The 13,993-nt window shown below is 66.6% G+C and carries 13 protein-coding genes; 2 read left to right on the top strand and 11 right to left on the bottom strand.

Translation table 11 applies throughout. The features are described from left to right. Positions 1–17 precede the first annotated feature (17 nt). From AC05QJ_RS20070 to AC05QJ_RS20055, 4 genes are all read right to left on the bottom strand, one after another. The gene (locus AC05QJ_RS20070; RefSeq protein ID WP_476743034.1) at positions 18–272 is read right to left on the bottom strand and encodes a type B 50S ribosomal protein L31; all 255 of its coding nucleotides are present in this window, start codon (positions 270–272) and stop codon (positions 18–20) included. A 224-nt stretch (positions 273–496) separates the two neighbouring features. Beyond that, complete coding sequence (locus AC05QJ_RS20065; RefSeq protein WP_476743033.1) at positions 497–1,801, bottom strand: MFS transporter; 1,305 nt, start codon at positions 1,799–1,801, stop codon at positions 497–499. A 42-nt stretch (positions 1,802–1,843) separates the two neighbouring features. Beyond that, complete coding sequence (locus AC05QJ_RS20060; protein ID WP_476743032.1) at positions 1,844–2,620, bottom strand: SDR family NAD(P)-dependent oxidoreductase; 777 nt, start codon at positions 2,618–2,620, stop codon at positions 1,844–1,846. Further along, a complete protein-coding gene (locus AC05QJ_RS20055) occupies positions 2,617–3,510 on the bottom strand; it encodes a sugar phosphate isomerase/epimerase family protein (RefSeq protein ID WP_476743031.1) in 894 nt (297 codons plus the stop codon). Before AC05QJ_RS20055 ends, AC05QJ_RS20060 begins: the two co-directional genes overlap by 4 nt. Positions 3,511–3,635: 125 nt before the next feature. On the opposite strand from AC05QJ_RS20055, the gene AC05QJ_RS20050 reads away from it, so the two are divergent. After that, complete coding sequence (locus AC05QJ_RS20050; protein ID WP_476743030.1) at positions 3,636–4,550, top strand: LysR substrate-binding domain-containing protein; 915 nt, start codon at positions 3,636–3,638, stop codon at positions 4,548–4,550. Between the two features lie 73 nt (positions 4,551–4,623). Next, positions 4,624–5,016, top strand: a complete 393-nt coding sequence (locus tag AC05QJ_RS20045; RefSeq protein WP_476743029.1) for a DUF4280 domain-containing protein — start codon at positions 4,624–4,626, stop codon at positions 5,014–5,016. A 28-nt stretch (positions 5,017–5,044) separates the two neighbouring features. Here the strand turns inward: AC05QJ_RS20045 and AC05QJ_RS20040 are convergent, their stop codons facing one another. The 7 genes from AC05QJ_RS20040 to AC05QJ_RS20010 form a co-directional block, all read right to left on the bottom strand. Further along, positions 5,045–5,590 carry a toxin-antitoxin system YwqK family antitoxin gene (locus tag AC05QJ_RS20040; protein WP_476743028.1) on the bottom strand — a complete coding sequence of 182 codons (546 nt, stop codon included), beginning with the start codon at positions 5,588–5,590 and terminating at the stop codon, positions 5,045–5,047. Next, positions 5,587–7,593 carry a type VI secretion system Vgr family protein gene (locus tag AC05QJ_RS20035; RefSeq protein WP_476743027.1) on the bottom strand — a complete coding sequence of 669 codons (2,007 nt, stop codon included), beginning with the start codon at positions 7,591–7,593 and terminating at the stop codon, positions 5,587–5,589. Before AC05QJ_RS20035 ends, AC05QJ_RS20040 begins: the two co-directional genes overlap by 4 nt. A 64-nt stretch (positions 7,594–7,657) precedes the next feature. Further along, complete coding sequence (gene tssH / locus AC05QJ_RS20030; protein ID WP_476743026.1) at positions 7,658–10,213, bottom strand: type VI secretion system ATPase TssH; 2,556 nt, start codon at positions 10,211–10,213, stop codon at positions 7,658–7,660. After that, the gene (gene tssG, locus AC05QJ_RS20025) at positions 10,176–11,240 is read right to left on the bottom strand and encodes a type VI secretion system baseplate subunit TssG (RefSeq protein ID WP_476743025.1); all 1,065 of its coding nucleotides are present in this window, start codon (positions 11,238–11,240) and stop codon (positions 10,176–10,178) included. The genes tssH and tssG overlap by 38 nt, the downstream gene beginning before the upstream one ends. Further along, a complete protein-coding gene (tssF, locus tag AC05QJ_RS20020; RefSeq protein ID WP_476743024.1) occupies positions 11,204–13,006 on the bottom strand; it encodes a type VI secretion system baseplate subunit TssF in 1,803 nt (600 codons plus the stop codon). The genes tssG and tssF overlap by 37 nt, the downstream gene beginning before the upstream one ends. Continuing rightward, positions 12,990–13,427: a type VI secretion system baseplate subunit TssE gene (gene tssE, locus AC05QJ_RS20015; protein WP_476743023.1), complete on the bottom strand. Its 438-nt coding sequence runs from the start codon at positions 13,425–13,427 to the stop codon at positions 12,990–12,992. Before tssE ends, tssF begins: the two co-directional genes overlap by 17 nt. 14 nt (positions 13,428–13,441) lie before the next feature. Further along, the gene (locus tag AC05QJ_RS20010; RefSeq protein WP_476743022.1) at positions 13,442–13,939 is read right to left on the bottom strand and encodes an Hcp family type VI secretion system effector; all 498 of its coding nucleotides are present in this window, start codon (positions 13,937–13,939) and stop codon (positions 13,442–13,444) included. Positions 13,940–13,993 lie beyond the last annotated feature (54 nt).

The raw sequence follows: 13,993 nt of genomic DNA, 5'->3' as shown, positions 1-13,993 counted from the left end.
CGGAGCGCGGCGGTTGTTCATTTGCTGGCAAAGCCTGCGAAGCGCTTGTTGAAGCCCGCGACCCGGCCTTCGACCTTGGCCCGGCGTTCCTGGCCGGTATAGACCGGGTGCGACGCGCTGGATACGTCGAGGGTGATGTAGGGGTAGGTGTTGCCGTCGCTGTGGGCGTGGGTCTTGTCGGTGGCGGCGGTGGAACCGATCAGCCAGAAGGCATCGGCGCTGACGTCATGGAAGAGGACGGGGCGGTAGTCGGGGTGGATGCCGGATTTCATTGGGGACTCCTTTTGAGATGATATAAAGTAACAAAACGTTAGTTGATATCCAATCTCATTTCAAGCCCTGTTGTGAGGGGGCTAGCGATAGAGCCTGGCCTGGCAACTGGGTGATCCTGGTGGCCTCATCGCCGGCAAGGCCGGCTCCCACAGGTAGCGCGGCGGGCCCGGAACCTGTGGGAGCTGGCCTTGCCAGCGATGGGGCCTGACCGGCCTCCACAGTGCTACGCCTTGGCACACTCCCGCCCCTGCACCACTGCTTCGGTCTCACCCGCCGGCCGCGACACCATCGCCGCGATCGCTGCGATCAGCGCCATCCCCCCGATAAAGCAGGCCACCGGCAGCCAGTCGTTGCTGTCGCTCATCAGCGCGTAGCACAGGCTCGGCGAGAAGCCGGCGATGATGAAGCTCAACTGGGTCGCCAGGCCGACGCCGGTGTAGCGCACGCGGATGCTGAACATCTCGGCATAGAACGAAGGCCACAAGGCGTTCGGCGCGCTGTACAGCACCGACTTGAGCAGCACCGTGCTGAACATGATCAGGCCCAGGTGGCCGGTGGTGATCGACCAGAGGAACAGGAACACACCGCCGCAGCAGGCCAGGGAGCCGGCGGCGAAGATCCGCTTGCGGCCGATGCGGTCGGCCAGCAGGCCGAACAGCGGCTGACAGATCAGCGCCACGGCCTGGCTGGCGGCGATGGCGCTGAGCATCGAGGGGCGATCGACGTTCTGGTTATTGGTCGCCCACGACAGGCCGAAGATCATCACCAGCGACGACACCGAGCAGATCAGCGCGCAGCAGAACACGGTGAAGAAGGCACGGCTTTCCTTGCTGAACAGCTCGGCCACCGGCAGGCGCTGCGGGGTCGGCTTGCTGGCCTTGAACTCGGGGCTTTCCTCGACGCCACGGCGGATCAGCCAGGTGATGATCACCATCACCGCACTGAGCAGGAACGGAATCCGCCAGCCCCAGGCCAGCAGTTGCTCCTGGCTGAGCATCGACAGCGGGATGAACACCGAGGTGGCGAGAATCGAGCCCATGGAGGCGCCGTTGATCAGCCAACTGGTGTAGAACGCCTTGCTCTTGCCGGGGGCGTGTTCCATGGTCAGCAGGCTGGCGCCGACCTGCTCGCCGCCGGCGGAGAAGCCTTGCAGCAGGCGGCAGAACACCAGCAGGGCCGGGGCCCAGGCGCCAATCGTGGCGTAGGTGGGCAGCAGGCCGATGGTGAAGGTGGCGAGGCCCATCAGCAGCAGGGTCATCATCAGCACCTGCTTGCGCCCGATGCGGTCGCCGAGGTGGCCGCAGACCAGCGCACCGATCGGCCGGGCGATGTAGCCGACGCCGAAGGTGGCGAGGGCGGCCAGGGTGCCGGCCATGTGGTCGCCGGACGGGAAGAACAGCGTACTGAAGACCAGCGCTGCCGCCGACCCATAGATGAAGAAGTCGTAGTACTCGACGACGCTGCCCAGGAAACTGCCGAACGCAGCCCGGCGGGCCATGCGCCGGTTATCGGGATGGTGAGTATTCATGTTCAACCTTTCTTGTAGTTGTGATGGTCGGGTGTCGCGTGTTCAGTTGCCGAACGGGGCCAACTGGCTGCCGCCGCACACATGGATGACTTCGGCGGTGATAAAGGCGGCATCCGCCGAGGCCAGGAAGGCGGTGGTGTTGGCAATGTCCTCCGGGGTCGCCAGGCGCTTGAGCGGGGTATTGGCGATCGAGCCCCGGGCCATGCGCTCGAAGCTCTCGGCGTCGCGACCGTCGAGGGTGAAGGCCGACGGCAGCAGGCCAGGGGCGATGGCATTGACGGTGACGTTGTGCGGCGCCAGTTCCCGCGCCATGGAGCGGGTCAGCCCCACCAGCCCGGCCTTGCACGCAACGTAGGCGGGCGGGCCGCCGGCCACCCAGCAGCGCGACACCATGTTGATCACCCGGCCACTGGCCTGGGCCTGCCAGTAGGGCGCGACCTTCTGGCAGAGCAGGGCGGGGCCGCGCAGGTTGACGGCCATCATGTGGTCCCATTTCGCCGGATCGAAATCGTAGAGCGAGCCGCGATGATTGACCGCGGCGTTGTTCACCACCACGTCGATCCGACCGAAGGCCGCACCGACCGTCTCCACCAGCGCGCTGATGGACGCTTCGTCGCCGAGGTCGGCCTGCACGGCGAGGGCGCGTTGGCCGTCGGCCAGTGGCAGGGTGTCGAGCAGGGCCAGGGTGGCCTCGAGATTGAGGTCGGCGGCCACCAGGTCGAGGCCGTCGCGGATCAGGCGCAGGCAGATGGCCCGGCCGAGTTCGCCGGCGGCACCGGTAACCAGTGCAACGCGGCGCGGCGGTGAGGAAAGAGTCATGGGCAGAGCACCTCAGGCTGTGAAGCGGTGGCGAGCGGGATGTCCAGGTTCATGTACCGGCGCACCAGATCGCGGTTGCGGGAGAGTTTTTGTACGTCGCAATAGGTGGTGGAGAAGTCCTCGATCGACAGCCAGTCGGCAAAGCCGCTGGCGCCGAGGGTCGCCAGCATGGCGCGCAGCGGCAGCACGCCCTGGTCCGGCGGGCACCATTCCCATTGCCATCTCAGGCCCGACTCGCGGGCGATCCAGGCGACATTCTTGATCTGCACATGGGCCAGGTGCTCGCCCATCAGGTCGAGGGACAGGCGCACATCCTCGCGGCCTTCGATGGCGAGGTTGCCGAGGTCGTAGATGATCCCCAGGTGCTGTGCCGGGTAGTGCTCGGCCACCCGCATCGCCAGCGACGGGCTGGAGCAGATGGTGCGCTGGTGCACTTCCAGCGCCAGGCGCACGCCAGCGGCTTCGGCGCGGGGCAGCAGGCGGTCGAGGAAGTGGCGCATGCGCCCATAGGCTGCGGCGTAGCGCTCGTCTTCGTAACCCGGCGCCCACAGCCGCAGGCGGGCATTGCCGGCGAGGGCGGCGAGGTCGATCAGGTGGAAGGCCTGCTCCAGGTCGCCCACCGTCAGGTACGGACTGAGGCCGAAGATCTCCAGGCCCAGGTCCTGGCAGTGGCGCTGGATGCGGGCCACCGCCTGTTCACTGGGGGCGATGGTGCAGCGGTTGTTGCTGCGTGCATCCCAGCCACGGCCGGCATCCAGGCCGTCGGTATCGGCCACGCGCCATTCGACACCCTGGTAGCCCAGGCGGGCGAGTTCCTCGGCCAGGGCCTCGGGAGCGAGGCTGGGCAGCGAAGCGCTGGAGACGCCCAGTCGCGGGCTTGCTTGAGTCATGGCAGATCCTTGTGAGCAGTGCCGGAGCAATGAACAGGATGCTAGATCAAGTCGGAGGTTGATTAAATTGATATAAAATCGCGCCTTGGTTAACTTGTAGGTTGATTAACTAAAGGGCGGCGGCGGTGAATCTCTCAACCATCAACCTGCGTCACTTTCGCGTGTTTCTGGCCGTGGTCAGCTCGGGCAGCCTGGTCACGGCCTCGCGGCTGCTGCACATCACCCTGTCGGCGGTGTCCAAGAGCATCAAGGAACTGGAGCAGGAGCTCGGCGCGCAACTGCTGGTGCGCGGACGCAAGGGCGTGCAGTTGACCCAGGCCGGCGAGGCCTTCCACAAGCATGCGGCCCAGGCCATGGCGAGCTTTCGCATGGCCATGGACGAGGGCCAGGTCAAACCCCAGGCGCCGCAATTGCTGCGGGTCGGTGCGCTGCCGACGGCAGCGGGCTACATGCTGGCGCCGGTGATCGCACAGATGCGCCAGCGCTTTCCCCAAATCCAGGTGCAGGTGCTGTCCGGCGTCTACGACTTTCTCGTCGGCAAGCTGCGCACCCACGAACTGGACCTGATCGTCGGCCGCCTGATCGGGCGCGACATGCTCGGCGTGGTGTTCGAGGCGCTGTACGAGGAAGACCTGCTACTGGTGGTGCGCAGCGATCATCCGCTGGCATCGCGCGAACGGTTGACGCTGGAAGACCTGCGGCCTTATGTGTTGCTGGTCTCGCCCCAGGGCACGCTGGTGCGCATCAGCGTCGACAACTTCCTGTTGTCCAGCGGCGCGGGCGAGGGCCTGCAGATCCAGGAGTCGTTGAGCGAGACGTTCTCGCGGGTGTACGTGCAGGACTACGACGGCGTCTGGTTCGTCCAGCGCGGCGTGGTGGACCTCGATCTGCGCCTGGGCATCGTCAAGGCGCTGCCGTTCAGCAGCACCCTGCTGCGGGCGCCGATCGGCCTGACCACGCCCACCGACCGGCCCTTGTCGGAGGCGGCGCAGCAGTTTGCCGGGCTGCTGCGGGAATGGTGCGGTCGGGCGATGTCTTGAAGCGGTCAAAGAGCGGGGAAATTTCCTGCAGATAGGCTAAAGTCGAGCCGACTCAATCGATCGGGAGAAACCGATGTCCTGCCCCCAGGTCTGCTCCGGCGCCCTCATGCAATGCAGCTTCGGCGCGGCGCCCTGCGCGCTGAACGTGTTGCCGGTCAACCGGGTGATGGCGGGTGGAATGCCGGCGGCGAACATCATGGATCACATCCCGCTGGTGAACATCCCGACCTTTGGCATGTGCATGAGCATGGCCAATCCCATGGTGGCGGCCGCGACTGCCGCGGCCCTTGGCGTGCTGACGCCGATGCCGTGCATTCCCGCCACCGCCTCACCCTGGGTTCCCGGTGCGCCCACGGTGCTGCTGGGCAACATGCCGGCGCTGGATGCCAACAGCATGCTGATGTGCAACTGGGGCGGGGTGATCAAGATCAGTTTCCCGGGGCAGGTGCAGATGTTGATTCCTTGAGGGGCGAACGTTCGCATCCCAATCTGGCTCAGTCCTGCTCCCCATTCGCCCACCACCACTTCAACCGCGACACCGGCTTGCCCGCCGCATTCAGCGGTCGGCCGTCCTCGGCGTAGCGCTGCCCCGGGTCGAGCAGCCGGCCATTGAGGTACTGTGCCTTCAGCGCCAGCTTGCCATTGGGATGGAAGCGCTCTTGCAGCCCTTCGCGTACGCCGCCGTTGTACAGCTCACGCTCAGCGACGGCGCCATCGGGAAAATAGGTGACCGCCTCGCCATGCAGCAACCCCAAACGGTACGTGGCCGAACGCAATAGCTGGCCTTCCTCGGAATAGAAACGGGCGACACCGTCGAGCTTGTCGTTGCGGTAGGGCAGTTGCGCCGACACCCGGCCGTTGGCATGAAAGGTCTGGCTCACGCCCTGCAGCAGCCCGCCGGCATAGTTCAGGTGAGCCTGGGGCCGGGCGTTTTCCTCGATGCGCAGCGGGCCGTTGAGTTCGCCCTCCAGCAGCCGTCCGCTCAGGCGCGAATCACCACGCTCCAGCTGGAACGCATCGCCCTTGACCGGCCCCTTCAATTGACCTTCACCAGGCCGCCCTTGAGGGTCAGCATGCCGCCGCCATCCACGGTCTGTTCGGCGCCGCCCTTGTTGGTCAGGCTGATGCCGGCATCGTTGGTCAGGGTGGTGCCGGCCTTGTTCTCCAGCGAGGTGCCGGCCTGGTTTGCGAACGAGGTACCGGCCTTCTGCGCGATGGAAGTGCTGGCCTGCACGGCCAGGTCGGCGCCGCTCTTGATGCTGAAACTTGCCCCGCTCTGCAGGGTGATGGCGCCCGTCACCTTGATGGTCAGGTCGCCGTCGATGGTCAGGGCGTAGTCGCCGGTGATCTTCTCGGTGAAGTTGCCGCCGGTCTTGTGGGTCTGGTCGCCGCCCACGGTCACGGTGCGGCTGTCCTTGACGTCGAGGCTGTCGCTGCCGGTCTGGATCTCCACCGTGCGCTTGCCTTTTTCCAGGGTGACGGTCTCGTCGCCTTCCTTGACCGTGCGGGTGCGGGCGTTCTGTACGGTCTGGGTTTCGTCGTGGCCGATAGTCACGGTGACGTCGTTGAGGACGTTGGTGTTGAAGTCCTTCTGCGCCTGCAGGAAGACTTCCTCGGCGTCTTTCTTGTCCTCGAAGCGCAGGGCGTTGAAGCCTTCGCCGCCCTTGGACGAGTTGGTCTTGATGCCGGACTGGGTCTGGTTGTCGGGCAGGCTCCAGGGCAGTGTGTTGTCGCCGTTGTACACGCAGCCGCTGACCAGTGGCCGGTCGGGGTCGCCGTCGATGAAGGTGACGATCACTTCCTGGCCGATACGCGGCACGAACTGCATGCCGAAGTTCTTGCCGGTCCAGGGCAGCACCACGCGCACCCAGCAGGAGCTGGTCTCGTCGTTCTTGCCGTCGCGGTCCCAGGGGAACTGGATCTTGATCCGGCCATGTTCGTCGGTCCAGATTTCTTCGCCGGATTTGCCGACAACGATGGCGGTCTGGGTGTGCATGCGCGGTTTCGGCGTCACCCGCGCCGGGCGGTAGGGCGTGGCCTTGGGCACGGCCTCGAAGCGGTTGCGGTAGTTGTGGTGGGTGGCGTCGTGGGTGACCGAGGTCACCACCCAGTCGGTGTTGACGCTGTCGTCGTCATGGCCGCTCAGGGTGAAGTAGTGCCCCGGCACCAGCCAGCGGCAGTCGCTGTCGCCGACGAAGCGTTTTTCCTGGCTGCGCAGGCCGTCGACGCGCTGCTTGGTCAGCGCATCGCCACGGGATTTTTCCAGGTAGCCGCCGGGGTGCTCGTACATCGTCAGCGGCCCGGCCTTGGCCTCGGCCTGGCTGTACAGCGAGGTGGTCGGGGTGGTGAAGGCGTAGTCGCTGGCCGAGTACACGCCCGCCACCGCCTGCAGCACCACCTGGCCGTTGCGGATGCCATGCAGCTCGCGCGCGCCGGTGGTCTGCCCGTAGTAGCTCAGCGCCGGCCCGTTGGGGATCGCCGGAAAGGCGTCGTTGTTGTCGGCCAGCACCAGGGTGTGAACGCCACTTTCATGGGTGAAGAACCAGAAGATGCCGTCTTCTTCCAGCAGCCGGCAGACAAAGGCGAAGTCGCTTTCGCCGTACTGCACGCAGTATTCCCGTGGCGTGTAGCTGCCGGTGAGGGACAGCTTGTAGTCGCTGAAGCCGTGGGCGTCGAAGATCTTGCAGACGATGTCGGAGGTAGAGAGGTTCTGGAACACCCGGTTGTTGCTCGCCAGGTTCAGCCACCACAGCCAGGGGCGCAGCACCACCTGGTAGCGCTCGGCGCTGACGTCGGCGGGCAGGTGATGGACCTCGGCCACCAGGCCATCCAGCGGTCGCTGCTTGTCGTCGTTGTGCAGGTTGGCGGTGAGGTGGCTGGCGACGGCGCTGGTCAGGGTCAGCGCGGTGTCCGAGAAACCGCGCAGCAGTTGCATGCCCAGCCCGTTGAGCAGTTCCCCGCCGCTCAGCGACTCCGGATAGAGGTCGCCCAGGGCGCTGGCGGTGAGGGAAAGGCTGGTAGTGCTGTCGGTGGCGCGGGGCATCTCAGGGTCTCGAACGATCAGTGGCCGGGGTGGACTTTACAGGCTTGCCGGGATGCCGTCTCCCTCACTCCAGCGCCCATTCGGCGAGCTTTCCGGTGACCTGTTTCATCAGCACGTTCTCGATGTCCCGGGCGCCGGCGCCGCTGCATTTGCCGAGCACCGCCTTGACGATGCCGCGGTCGAAGTCGAACTGTTTTCCGGTGGCGGCCTTGTAGCGTTCGCGCAGCTTTTCCAGCTTGGCCAGGACGATGCCTTCCAGGGTCGTCTCGTCCAGCGGGTGGTAGGGCACCACGGTCATGCGCGCCAGGAACGCCGGGCGGAAGGCCTTGAGCAATTGCTTGTGCAGGCGCTCGTTGAACGCGTCGCCGTCCAGTTCGGCCCTCGGCGTGTCGAGGATCAGCTCGGCGCCGACGTTGCTGGTGGCCAGCATCACGGTGTTCTTGAAGTCGACGATCAGGCCGCTGCCGTCCTCCATCACGCCCTTGTCGAACACGTTGTAGAAGGCTTCCAGCACATCCGGGTGGGCCTTTTCGATCTCGTCCAGCAGCACCACCGAATAGGGTTTGCGCCGTACCGCCTCGGTCAGCACGCCGCCGCTGCCGTAGCCGACATAGCCGGGCGGAGCACCCTTGAGCTGGCTGACGGTATGGGCTTCCTGGTACTCGGACAGGTTGATGCTGATCAGGTTGCGTTCGCCGCCGTAGAGCGCATCGGCCAGGGCGTAGGCGGTCTCGGTCTTGCCCACGCCGGTGGGGCCGGGTAGCAGGAACACGCCCACCGGCTTCTGCGGATCGGTCAACCCGGCGCGGTAGGCCTGCAGGCGCTGAGCGATGGTGTCGAGGGCGGCTTTCTGGCCCATCACCCGCTGGCCCATGCGCTGGCCGAGGGTGCGCACGGCATGGGCTTCATCGGCAAGCATCTTGCCCACGGGAATGCCCGTCCAGCCGGAAATGACCGCGGCGACGATCTTGGAGTCCACCTGTTCGGGCACCAGCGGGTCGTCCTGGCGGATCGCGTCGAGGCCGGCCTCCAGGCGCAGCAGTTCGGCGGCCAGGTGGTCGATGCGGCTGTCGGTCTCGGGATCGCGCCGGGCGGTATCGGCATCCACCCGTTCGCTCAATTCCAGCAGCTCGCGGCGGGTGTCGAGCAGCTCGCGCACCGCCTCGCGCTCTTCGCTCCAGCGGCCCTCCAGCTCACGCATGGCCTGCTGGTTGTCGGCCAGCTCGGTTTCCAGGCGGGTGATGCGTTCGCGGTGGTCCTGGCCGGTGGCCTGTTCGCGGCGCAGGCGCTCGACTTCTTCGTCGAGGCTGTGCTGGCGATGGCGCAGGTGCTCCAGTGGCGGTGGCACGTCGTGCTGGCCGAGGGCGACCCGGGCGCAGGCGGTGTCGAGAATGCTGATGGCCTTGTCCGGCAGTTGCCGCCCGGAGATGTAGCGGTGCGAGAGCTTCACCGCATCCTGGATCGCGCTGTCGAGCACCAGCACGCCATGGTGCTGCTCGAGTTTGCTGGCGATGCCGCGCAGCATTTGCACGCAGGTGGCCTCGCTGGGTTCTTCCACCTGGACCAACTGGAAGCGCCGGGCCAGGGCCGGGTCTTTTTCGAAGTACTTCTTGTACTCCTGCCAGGTGGTGGCGGCCAGGGTGCGCAGCTCGCCGCGGGCCAGGGCCGGCTTGAGCAGGTTGGCCGCGTCGCTGCCGCCCTCGGCGCCGCCGGCACCGATCAGGGTGTGGGCTTCGTCGATGAACATGATGGTCGGCTGGGGCGCGTTGCGCACGGCGTCGATCACGCCCTTGAGGCGCTGCTCGAACTCGCCCTTGACCCCGGCGCCGGCCTGCAGCAGGCCGAGGTCGAGCACCCGCAGGCAGACGTCCTGCAGCGCCGGCGGCACGTCGCCGGCGGCGATGCGCAAGGCCAGACCCTCCACCAGCGCCGTCTTGCCGACGCCCGGCGAGCCCACCAGGATCGGGTTGTTCTGGCGGCGCCGCAGGAGGATGTCGATGCACTGGCGGATCTCGCCCTCGCGGCCGATGATCGGGTCGATGCGTCCGTTCCGGGCGTCGGCGGTGAGGTCCTGGGTGTACTGCTCCAGCAGCGGGTCTTCGGCGCCTTTTGCCGTGGCCTTGCCGCGCTTGGCGGGGGCCGTGGCGGCGGGCTGCTCGCGGGAGCCGGCGGTCCATTCGGCGAACTGGCCGCGCAACTGGTCCAGCGGGATTGCCAGCAGCGACGGGGCGCTGTTGAGCAGCAGGTTGCGGTAGTCATCGCGCTCCAGCAGGGTCAGCAGCAACAGCCCCGAGCGGATGCGCTGTTCGCCCCGTTCGCCGGCGTGCAGCACGGCGTCCTTCAACAGGCTGACGGTCTGCGCCGACAGTGACGGGGTACGGGTGTTGCCCGATTTGAACAGCTCCAGCGCCCGGTTGATACCCTCGGCCAGGTCGTCGCGCTGCACCTTCAGGGGCGGCAGCAGGCACTGGAGGTCACCCCCCGGAATATCCAGCAGCTCGAGCAGGAAATGTTCGATTTCGACGAAGTGATGACCGCGCTGCAGGCAACGCTGCGCGGCCCGTTCCAGTGCATCGCGGGTGTCATTGTTCAACCACGCGATCAGGCTGCCGAGTTCCATGTTCACACCCTTGCCGACGTTTGAGTCGGGTATTGATTTGCTGACGGTGAGTCGGGTTGCCGGCGCGCTGCAGGCCGCTGTTCCAGGTCAGGCGTGCACCCGCGGTGCGCTGCAGGTGCAGCGGCTCGGCGCCGACGATCACCAGGCTCAACCCGCAGTCTAGATCGGGGCCGAAGTACAGCGCGGCGAGGTCGGCCAGATGCGCGTGCATTTCGCCGCCGGGCAGCAGCCCGCGTGCCTGCTCGGCGTCGAGCGGATCGAAGATCAGGGTGATGCCGGCGTGTTCGTCCCAGATGCGTTTGCCGGCGATGGCTGTGCGTCCGAGGCTGAGGTTGCGTCCACCACGCCTGAGCACGCTGCGGCTGGCCGGGGGGATGTCGCACCAGGCGCCGGCATAGGGTTCGATGCGGATCGGCAATTTGAAGTGATGGCGGACGATGGCGGCGAAGCCTGCCAGCGAGCGGCGTCCGCCGGCCAGCAGTGCGGTGCGGGCCAGCACGGCGGCGTCGGGCAGCTCGCTGCGTTTTTGCAGGCCTTCGGGCAATAAGCCTGCGAGGGCGCGCAACTGCTGGTGCACGGGTGTCTGCTCGGGTTCGGCGAAGCCGAGGGCGACGCGGTGCTTGCGCAGGGCGCGGTACAGCAGGCTCAGCAAGCGGTGCTGGAACAGATCGAGAAAGGCCGCCGGCGCGTGGTCGCGGGCCAGCGCACGCTGTTGCAGCCACTCCTGGAAGGCGTAGGGCAGGGGGCCATCCGGGCCGCCAAGGCCGAACACCGGGGTGCTGACCACGGGACGCTGGTCGTCGGCGTCGGGCTCGATCTTTTCGATCTGGCTGGCGGGAAACACCGGGGTCAGCGGGCCGCGCAGCCTTACCGCCTCGTTTTGCGGCACACTGCCCCGCCCCAGCGACGTGGCGTCGGGATTTTCCTGTTCGAGAATCAGCAGCGCCTGCAGCAGCTCGAAGGCCTCGGGGCGATCGCGCAGCGCTTCGCTCAGAGACTCAGGGGCATGCCGGCCTGTGGACTCCATGCCTTGACCTCCCTGGTGGCGTCATCGGCGTCGACCAGCACGGTACTGACGTAACGGTTGGCGGTGGCATACAGCGAGAAGAACTGCGCCAGCACCGCCGAAAACAGCACGGTGCTGTGCCCGGCGAAGTGTGCCGGGTCCAGTTGCACGCGCACTTCCAGACCCTTGCGCCAGCCGCGCCAGGCATCGTTGCCGACGTGGGCGACCGTGCGTTCGCTGGTGAGGCGCTTGATGCCGTCGATCTGCCGGTTGGCGCTGGCCTCGTTGCGCAGGTTGTGCAGGGCGAGCATCTCGCGCAGGGCATCCAGCGCTTTGGGGCCTTCCACCAGCGACAGGTGATTGAGGGTCAGTTGCGATACCAGCCGCCAGCGCGACTGGCCGTCGAGGCTGGGCACGCCTTGCGAACTGGGCGAGTTGACCAGCCGTGCGCTGGCCGGTGCGCCGGGGCGCTCGAAGGCCAGTCGGGTGCCGGCCGGCAGGCTCTGCGCCAGGTGGCGGTTGGTACACAGCAGGTCGGCGCTGAGGCTGAAATCCCACTGTTGGCGCTGCGGGTCGAAGCCCGGGTCCACCAGGCTGACCAGCATATCGCTGCCGACCCGGTTGGGCGTCAGGCCGCTGATGCGCCGGGCATGCCAGTAGAGCTCAGCGCTGCCGGCGTGCTGGCTGCCGTAGTAAGGCGCCACCGGGCGTACCCGGCCATCGGCGGACAGGGTACGCATGCCACGGATGCTGTGGATCTCCACGCTGTTTTCGCGGTGGCTGTCGGCGACCAGGCGATATTCGCTGCTGCGGCCGTCCGGGCGCAGCGGCTCGGAGGTGCGCTGGAACAGGTTGATGGCCGGTGCGCAGCCCAGGGCGATATCGCTGGCTTGCAGGTACAGGTGCGGCGGTGCCGGACAGTCGAAGACGATCGTCAGATAGAGGCTGCGGCCCTCGACCCGGCGGGAGGCAACGGGCACGTCGAAGAAATGGAATTTCTCCGGAAAGGCGAAATACTCGGCCAGCAGACGCATGCCGGGATGTACGCCGTCTTCCTCGGGCAACAGCGCCTGGTCGTCGGCGAAACCGACCACCTCGGGCAGGCCCGGCAGGCGCTGCGGGCGGTGCTTGTCGGCGCCGTTGAAGACACCGATGGCATGGGCGCCGAGCAGGTCGAACAGGGTCGCGTTGGTCATGGGCGAGGCATCGAGGTGCAGGCGCAAGTGACGCACCTCCAGGCTCTCCCAAGTGGCGTCAGCCAGGCAGTCGATGCGCAGGCGCAGGGCCGAGCCGGCTTCGTACTGGCCACTGAGCTCGCGGGCTTCGTCGCCGCCGAGGATCACCGCGTCGGCGATGGTCAGCGGCCACAGGGTCGTGTCGGCAGCGGTACGAAAATGAATGCTTTCGCCGCGGGTCGTGGTGACGAACAGCGGGGTGTCCCGTGGCAGGGTATAGCCACTTTCAAGCTTGCCCTTGGCCGGATCGGCCTCGAAACGCACGATGGCGCAGGAAGGCAGCGGACGCAGGGACAGGGGATAAAGTTGTTCCAGCAAGGCATCGCTGAATTCGGCGTAATCGTCGTCGAGGCGGCGTTGCAGGCGTCCGGAAAGCAGGGCGAACCCTTCCAGCAGGCGCTCGACATGAGGGTCCTGGCTTTCTCCCGGCGACAGTTCCAGGCGCCGCGCCACCTTGGGGTAGCGATTGGCGAAGGTGCTGCCGGCATTGCGCAGCCAGGTCAGTTCTCGCTGGTAGTAATCCAGCAGCTGGGGATCAATCGAGTCGCTCATGACTGACCTCCAGGCCCAGGTCGCTCTTGTCCACGACGAACGCCACCGGCCACTCGTGGCCGTCCTGGCGCAGCCGGCCGCTGAGCAGGATGCTCAGCCCGCGAGGCTGCCCGGCCACCAGGCGCACGTCCACCTCGCCCAGTTGCAGGCGCGGTTCGAAGTGGGTCACGGCCGCGCGGATTTCCCGGGCGATGCGCCGGCGATCATCAGGGTTGCTGGCGTGCAGCCCGCTCCAGTCGCCCAGGCCGTAGTCCAGCACCGTGGGCGGCGAGGTGCGTGGCGGGCCGGCGCGCCGGCTGTTGAGCAGGCGCAGCAGTTCCTCGCGAACGGAGGCGGCCAGGGCCTGGCGATCGAGACGCGGTGTTTCCGTGGTCCCGGCCAGGCGTTCGAACAGCAGCGGGCGGGCGCCCGTGGTGGACACGAACGGCTACCGGCTCAAGCGCCGGCCTTGTTGGTCTTCATGTCCCAGGTGGCGGCGGCCGTGCCTTCCTTGACGCCATCGAATTTCTGCGTGGTCAGTTCCCATTTGATCTTGGTGAAGTTCAGGGAAATGGTTTCCACCGGCTTGCCTCCGGTGCCACCGCTGACGCTGACGTTGGAAAACACCACGTTGTCCAGGGTGTAGACGATGAACGGCAGGATCTGCCCGCTGCCTTCGGCGGCGTTGCGGCCGATGGTGATCTTGGCCTGGGCGATTGCCTTGCCGGACACGCAGTACTGGTTCAGGTTGGGCGTGGCGGTGTCGACGAACTTGGTCAGGGTGAACTCGCCCACATGGGGTTTGCCCGAAGTCCGCTCGGTGTTGCTGACGTCGTTGGTGACCTGCATCGCCACGTTGTGACTGTAGGACAGGATCTCGATCTTGTCGGTGTAGCCTTCGAGCTGGCTGTCACCCTTGATGTCGTCGCCCAGGTCCAGAATGATCGCATCCATCGCGTAAAGCTCCTGCTGCTAGAAAAGTGTTGGAAAGAAAGGGAGCGGTCCCCG

The organism is Pseudomonas sp. TUM25319, assembly GCF_056388475.1.
Note: the sequence above shows the minus strand (reverse complement) of the source record. Positions and strands in the feature narration are given on the sequence as shown.

Coding starts and splice junctions, on each gene's coding strand:
- AC05QJ_RS20070 (WP_476743034.1), bottom strand. CDS start 272: ATGAAATCCGGCATCCACCCCGACTACCGCCCCGTCCTCTTCCATGAC.
- AC05QJ_RS20065 (WP_476743033.1), bottom strand. CDS start 1,801: ATGAATACTCACCATCCCGATAACCGGCGCATGGCCCGCCGGGCTGCG.
- AC05QJ_RS20060 (WP_476743032.1), bottom strand. CDS start 2,620: ATGACTCTTTCCTCACCGCCGCGCCGCGTTGCACTGGTTACCGGTGCC.
- AC05QJ_RS20055 (WP_476743031.1), bottom strand. CDS start 3,510: ATGACTCAAGCAAGCCCGCGACTGGGCGTCTCCAGCGCTTCGCTGCCC.
- AC05QJ_RS20045 (WP_476743029.1), top strand. CDS start 4,624: ATGTCCTGCCCCCAGGTCTGCTCCGGCGCCCTCATGCAATGCAGCTTC.
- AC05QJ_RS20035 (WP_476743027.1), bottom strand. CDS start 7,593: ATGCCCCGCGCCACCGACAGCACTACCAGCCTTTCCCTCACCGCCAGC.
- tssH (WP_476743026.1), bottom strand. CDS start 10,213: ATGGAACTCGGCAGCCTGATCGCGTGGTTGAACAATGACACCCGCGAT.
- tssG (WP_476743025.1), bottom strand. CDS start 11,240: ATGGAGTCCACAGGCCGGCATGCCCCTGAGTCTCTGAGCGAAGCGCTG.
- tssF (WP_476743024.1), bottom strand. CDS start 13,006: ATGAGCGACTCGATTGATCCCCAGCTGCTGGATTACTACCAGCGAGAA.
- AC05QJ_RS20010 (WP_476743022.1), bottom strand. CDS start 13,939: ATGGATGCGATCATTCTGGACCTGGGCGACGACATCAAGGGTGACAGC.